Below are 6,000 nucleotides of genomic sequence, written 5' to 3'. Positions count from 1 at the left end.
CCACCCACCGCCCCGCCCACCGTGCCGGCCGTGCCCGCCGCCCCGCCGGGCGCCGCGCCCGCCGGCTCCGCCGCCGAACCGCCGCTGCTGGGCTGGCTGCGCACCCCGCGCCCGGCCGCCGCGCCCGGTATCTGGACCTACGGCCACCGGGCCCGGGCCGCGGCCGATCCCGACCGGGTCCCCGCGCGGCAGCTGATCAGCGGCGCGGTGATCTCGTTCCTGTGCGGGTGGCTGCTGTGGTCGTTGCTGTGGAACCAGTACCTCGGGAGCTACTGGCTCTGGCCGCTGGTGCTGCTGACGCCGGACTCCTGGCGGTCGGCCGGCGGCGACAAGATGATCTACGTGGTGGCCACCTACGCCTACTACGGCCTGGTGCTGGCGCTGCTGGCCGTCGTGTTCGGCCGCCTCGGCCGCTGGCCCGAACTCGCCCGCCGCTTCCTGGGACCGGTCCTCGGCCGGCTGCGCAAGCGCGCCCCCGCCCCCAAGCCGCAGCCCGCCGCCGACCGGGCCCAGTGGCCCGAACTGCGGGCACACGGCGCCGCGGACGCGGCCGACAAGCTCGCCGCCGAGGCGCGCACCGGGCGGATGAACGACGTGGACGTGGCCAGGATCGAGCGCGCCTGGCACTCGGTGCGGTCCGGCAAGAACTCCCTGGCCTCCTTCACCGACACCGTGCTCCGGTACGGCGCGGCGGCCTGTGCGCACCCCTCGGGCCGGCGCGACCTGGCCCGCCGGACCGCGCACCACGATCTGCTCGCCCACCAGGTCCGCATCGGCACCGCCGCCGACCACCCCCGCAACCCGTATCAGCACCGTCTGGCCGGATGCGCCCTGGAACCGGCGCTGTTGGGGACCTCGCTGCTGGCCGTCGGGCCGGCCGGCAGCGGCAAGACCACCCGGGTCGTCAAGCCCGTCGTCGAGTCGATGTGTCTGCAGGCGCTGGCCGGGCAGTGCGCGGTGGTCGTGGTCGGCCCGACCGGCTCCGACCTCGGTGCCGACGACGCGTTCGATGTGGTGGTCAGGATCGGCCGCCCCGATCCGGAGTGCGACCTCGACCTGTACGGCGGCACCACGGACCCCGACGAAGCGGCCGGCATCCTGGCCGAGGCGCTGGTCGGTGATCTCGCCGAGCAGCTGCCCGGCGGCGACAGCCGGCGCGCCGCCACCGCACTGGCCCAGCTGCTCGGCCCCTTCGCGGCCACCCACGACCGCTTCCCCACCGTGCCCGAGCTGCGCGAACTGCTGGACGGCGCGCCACAGGCGATGTCCGCGCTGCGCACCGCCCTGGAGGAGACCGGCGCCCACACCCTGCTGCGCGAACTGGACGCGCGGGCCCGCCAGTCGGAGCGCCCCGGCGACCTCGGCGTGCTGCTCGCCGACCGCATCGCCCTCCTGGACCGGCCCGCCTTCGCCGCGTTCTTCGACCCCACCGGGGGCACCCGGCAGGTCTCGCTGCGCGCCCTGGACCATCCGCTGCGGGTCCGTATCGAACTGCCCGAGCGCGGCCATGCGGAGGCCTCGCGGATCCTCGCCCGGCTGGTGCTGGCGCAGTTCACCGAGTGCGCGGTGGCCCGTGGCGACCGCTCGGTGTTCGCCTGCCTGGTCCTCGACGACGCCGCCCACACCATCACCGCCGAGGCGCTGCGCGGTCTGCAGCGGCTGCGCTCGGCGAACGCCGGGGCGGTGCTGACGCTGCGCTCGTTGGACGACGTCCCCGACGCGCTGCGCGGCACGCTGTTGGGCTCGGTGGGCTGCCGGATGGCGTTCGCGGGCGTGACGACCTGGGACGGCGCCCGGTTCGCCGAGGTGTGGGGCAAGGAGTGGGTGGAGACCCGTGATGTGACGGACCGTCAGATCATTGCCGAGGGCGCCGCGATGAAGGCCCTCCACCTCTTCCGCCACCTGGTCACCGGCAAGGCGCCCACCGCCAAGGCCGTCACCGTCCGCACCGTCGAGCGGGAGCGCTGGTCCGCCTCCGACCTTGCCAATGCCCTGCCGCCCGGGCATGCCGTGCTGTCCGTGACCTCGGTGGCGGGGGAGCACGCCCCGCCCGTGCTGGTGGATCTGCGGTCCTGACGGGCCGGACGCGGGGGCGGGCGGGGCGCGCCGTCCGGTGGGCCGGGCGCGGGGCCCGGGGGCGGCGGGAATGTCCGGCCCGCGGGTCCCCCGGATTCCTCCGCTGAGGCAGAATCGACTTTGGCCGTTCATACGGGGCGGCGAAATAACAGCGGGTCGGCGGCCGGTCCCCCGGCCCTGCCGGTGACCGGTTGTCGATCGGCCGTCCCCCGCAGTCGTCGACGTCACGAAGGTCCCATGCCGCACACGCTCGCTTCCCTGGTCAACCACACCGCGCTCAAGCTGACCGTGCTCGCGGGCGAGGGGCACCTGGACGTGCCTGTGCGCTGGGCGCACGCGAGCGAGCTGATCGATCCGGTGCCGTACATGGAAGGCGGCGAGCTGCTGCTGATCACCGCGCTCAAGCTGGACGCGGAGGACGCCGAGGCGACCCGCAGCTATGTGCGGCGGGTCGCCCGGGCCGGGGTGGTCGGGCTGGGCTTCGCGGTCGGGGTGAACTACGAGGGGGTGCCGGCGCCGCTGGTCGAGGCGGCCAGGGAGGAGGGGCTGCCGCTGCTCGGGGTGCCCCGCAGGACACCGTTCATCGCGATCAGCAAGGCGGTCTCGGCGGCCGTCGCCGCCGACCAGTACCGCGCGGTGACCGCGGGGTTCGAGGCGCAGCGGGAGCTGACCCGGGCGGCGCTCGGGACCGAGGGCCCGGCCGAACTCCTGGCCCGGCTCGCGGCCCATCTGGACGGCTGGGCAGCGCTCTACGACGCCTCGGGCGCGGTGGTCGCCGCCGCCCCCGACTGGGCGGCCCGGCGCGCGGCCCGGCTCGCCGAGGACGTCGGGCGGCTGCGCGAGCGGCCCGCACCCGCCAGCTCCGTGGTCAGCGACACCGACGGCGACGACCGGGTCGAACTGCAGTCGCTGGGCACGGGGCGGCGGGCCCGCGGGGTGCTCGCGGTCGGCACCGCCGCGCCGCTCGGCACGGCCGAGCGCTACGCCGTGCACTCCGCGGTCGCGCTGCTCACCCTGACCACCGAGCGGTCCAGGGCGTTGCAGGACGCCGAAGCCCGGCTGGGCGCGGCGGTGCTGAAGATGCTGCTCGCGGGGGAGCCGGACCATGCGCGGGCGGTGGCGGGGCGGCTCTACGGCGGACTGCTGGACGCGCCGTTCCGGGTGGTGGTCGCCGAGCCGGTGCCCGCCGAGGAACAGTCGCCGGGGGCGGCCGGGGGCGCCCTCTCCCCGGGGGTCCTCGACGGGCTGGCCGACGCGATGGACTCCGCGGCCGCCCGGACCGGTGAGGCGCTGCTCGCCGTGCCGGACGGCGGCCGGCTGATCGTGCTGGTCGCGGACGGCGGCGCGGCCGCGGACGCCTGTGCCTCCTACGCCGCCGAGGCCGAGGCCCGCGCCGGTGCGCGGCCGCGCCCGCGCGGCCGGTCCGGGCGCGGGGAGAGCGGCCGGGGCGGGACGGTGGCCGTCGGGCTGTCGGCGCCGACCGGACCGATGGCCGCCGCGCACGCCTACCGCCAGGCCGAACAGGCGCTGTCGGTGGCCCGCCGGCGCGGCCGGGCGCTGGTCGAGCACGAGGACGTGGCGGCCGGATCCGTGCTGCCGCTGCTCGCCGACGACGCGGTCCGCGCCTTCGCGGACGGGCTGCTGCGGGCGCTGCGCGAGCACGACGCGACCGGCCGCGGCGACCTGGTGGCCTCGCTGCGGGCCTGGCTCGCCCGGCACGGCCAGTGGGACGCGGCCGCCGCCGACCTCGGCGTCCACCGCCACACCCTGCGCTACCGGATGCGGCGGGTGGAGGAGATCCTGGGGCGCTCGCTGGACGACGCGGACGTGCGGATGGAGCTGTGGCTGGCGCTGAAGGCGACCTCGACTTCCCAGGGCAACGAGGGCGGGGCCGGCCCCTCGCCCTCCCTGTGACGGCCGGTCCGCTGCCGCCCCTGTGACGGCCGGTCCGCGGCCGCCCCCGGACCCACCCCGTACGCCCCCTCCACCGCGGAGAGGCGGGCCTGTCGATTACTCCGCTACGGACAAACGCCACGGCGCCGCCGTCCCCCTACCTTGGGTGCAGAGTCAAAACCGCAGAGGCGCTCGCTGAGCCATGCGCACCACCCACCACTTCTGAAGGGCCGGGTTCCACTGTGCCGATCCCCACTGATGCAGCCCCCACCGCCTTCTGGCTCGCCGGCCGCGAGGCCACCGGCGAGGCCACCTTCGATGTCACCTCCCCCTGGGACGGACGTCTCGTCGGCACGGTGAGCGTCCCCACCGAGGCGCAGGTCGAGGAGGCCGTCGCGGCCTCCGTCGCGGTTCAGGACGAGCTGGCCGCGACCCCCGCGCATGTACGGGCCGCCGCCCTGGACCATGTGCACCGCCGGCTGGTGGAGCGTACGGAGGAGATCGCCCGGCTGATCTCCGCGGAGAACGGCAAGCCCATGAAATGGGCGCGCGGCGAGGTCGGCCGGGCCGTGTCCGTGTTCCGCTTCGCGGCCGAGGAGGCCCGCCGCTTCAACGGCGGCGAGGCGCAGCGGCTGGACACCGACGCGGGCGGCGCCGGCCGGCTCGCGCTGACCCGCCGCTTCCCGCGCGGCACGGTGCTGGGCATCGCCCCGTTCAACTTCCCGCTGAACCTCTGCGCCCACAAGGTCGCCCCGGCCATCGCCGCCGGCGCCCCGATCATCCTCAAGCCGGCCCCCGCCACCCCGCTCTCCGGCCTGCTCATCGGCGAGCTGCTGGCCGAGACCGACCTGCCGGCCGGCTCCTGGTCGATCCTCCCGGTGCCCAACGACCGGATGCCGGCGCTGGTCCAGGACGAGCGGCTGCCGGTGGTCTCCTTCACCGGCTCCGAGAAGGTCGGCTACGCGATCCTGGACTCGGTGCCGCGCAAGCACTGCACCCTGGAGCTCGGCGGCAACGGCGCCGCCGTCGTCCTGCCGGACTTCTCCTCCGAGGCGGACCTGGACTGGGCGGCGCAGCGCATCGCCACCTTCTCCAACTACCAGGGCGGCCAGTCCTGCATCTCGGTGCAGCGGGTGATCGCCGACGCGTCCGTCTACGACCGGCTGGTGCCGAAGATCGTGGCGGCCGTCGAGGCGCAGGTCACCGGTGACCCCTCCGACGACGCGACCGAGGTCGGCCCGCTGGTGAGCGAGGACGCCGCCCGGCGCGTCGAGTCCTGGGTGGACGAGGCCGTGGAGCGCGGCGCGAAGCTGCTCGCGGGCGGCAAGCGCGACGGCGCCTCCTACGCGCCGACCGTGCTGGCGGACGTGCCCGCCGGTGCCACCCTCGCCTGCGAAGAGGTCTTCGGACCGGTGCTCAGCCTGACCAAGGTCGAGGGCGTCGACGAGGCGTTCGCAGCCGTCAACGACTCCAAGTTCGGCCTGCAGGCGGGCGTCTTCACGCACGACGTGCAGACCGCGTTCCGCGCCCACCGCGCGCTGGAGGTCGGCGGCGTGATCATCGGCGATGTGCCGTCCTACCGCGCGGACCAGATGCCGTACGGCGGCGTGAAGCAGTCCGGGGTGGGCCGCGAGGGCGTGCGCTTCGCGATGGACGACTACACCTACGAGCGGGTCATGGTCCTCACCGGACTCGCGCTGTAACCCACCGGCCCGGCCCGGCCAGGTGGACAGCGACGGCCGTCCTCGGGCCGTATCACCCTCCGGGCCACGGCCGGCGCTCCGGCGCCGGCCCCCGGCGCGGCGCGCTCGGCACCCTGCTGCGGAGCGCGCCGCGTCCGCCGTTCCGGCCCGTTCCGGCCCCGCGGCGGGGTGCGGCAGGCCCGGCGGCGGACGCCGTGCCCCACCCCCCGAAGGGCCGAGGGCCGGGTGTCCTCAGGGACCGGCGCCGTGGCGCAGGCGTCCCATGGCGCGCGGGCGCCCTTGCGCCCGGCTTCTCCTCGTACCTCCAGTGGTGCAACCCGTGCGGATC

At 76.0% G+C, this 6,000-nt stretch carries 3 protein-coding genes; all 3 read left to right on the top strand.

The window, feature by feature from the left end; translation table 11 throughout:
* Positions 1-2,076, top strand: a 2,076-nt coding sequence (locus EST54_RS23720) for a type IV secretory system conjugative DNA transfer family protein (RefSeq protein WP_244942601.1), incomplete at its 5' end; no start/stop codon positions are given.
* 237 nt (positions 2,077-2,313) lie between these two features.
* Positions 2,314-3,990, top strand: coding sequence for a PucR family transcriptional regulator (locus EST54_RS23715; RefSeq protein WP_129249752.1), 1,677 nt, complete (start codon positions 2,314-2,316; stop codon positions 3,988-3,990).
* Positions 3,991-4,211: 221 nt separating this feature from the next.
* Positions 4,212-5,672, top strand: a complete 1,461-nt coding sequence (locus tag EST54_RS23710; RefSeq protein WP_129249751.1) for an aldehyde dehydrogenase family protein — start codon at positions 4,212-4,214, stop codon at positions 5,670-5,672.
* The last annotated feature ends 328 nt before the right edge of the window (positions 5,673-6,000 follow it).

Origin of the sequence: Streptomyces sioyaensis (assembly GCF_004122735.1) — a bacterium.
GTDB lineage: Bacteria > Actinomycetota > Actinomycetes > Streptomycetales > Streptomycetaceae > Streptomyces > Streptomyces sioyaensis.
This window is presented reverse-complemented; position numbering and strand designations above follow the sequence as displayed.